We start from the raw sequence: 533 nt of genomic DNA on the forward strand, positions 1-533 counted from the left end.
TATTAGTTAATCGCGATAACTCTGCATCTTACCTCGAGCATGCGCTAAATAATGATCATGTAAAAAAGTAGTTGCCAGACATATCCTAAGAAACGTTGAGGAGACAACAATGGAAACCAGTACCGATTTGCAAAGTGCCATTAATTACCTGTTCTTTTCCAGTCATCCCGCTATTATCTCGGCGAGTTTGATCGTTGGCGTAGGTTTATGCCTTTTATTAACGGTCAGTATTATAAAGCACGAAAATGCGGCATTTAAAAAACATGAGTCCACTCAGCAATAATGCATTATTGCGATAAACATCGGTGCATGGTCATTAACCCGCCTTATTCACGAGGGCGCTGATTGAGCGGTCTGAAGGTACTGGCTGTTGGCATTGCTTATCAGGATTCGCATCTTCAGCGCGAGTGGCTGTTGAGTAATGCCAGAACGCAGCCCTTTTCCTACTTACTTATAGCTCTTTGGAATCAATTGCGGCCGTCCAAGCAGACGTGATCGCCGACCCCTGCTCCAGTCGCTCGCTTTCTGATGTT

1 protein-coding gene is annotated in these 533 nt (G+C 44.7%); it reads left to right on the forward strand.

The genetic code is table 11. From position 1 onward, the window contains the following. Nucleotides 1-109: 109 nt before the first annotated feature. Entirely contained in the window at nt 110-283 is a 174-nt protein-coding gene (locus B7L71_RS17255) for a hypothetical protein (RefSeq protein ID WP_161793469.1), read from the forward strand. Nucleotides 284-533 lie beyond the last annotated feature (250 nt).

The sequence above is a fragment of the Halomonas sp. BC2 genome (genome assembly GCF_002078115.1).
GTDB lineage: Bacteria > Pseudomonadota > Gammaproteobacteria > Pseudomonadales > Halomonadaceae > Vreelandella > Vreelandella stevensii.

What these genes read in the sequence shown, in the direction of transcription:
- B7L71_RS17255 (WP_161793469.1), top strand. Translation starts at nt 110, where the DNA reads ATGGAAACCAGTACCGATTTGCAAAGTGCCATTAATTACCTGTTCTTT.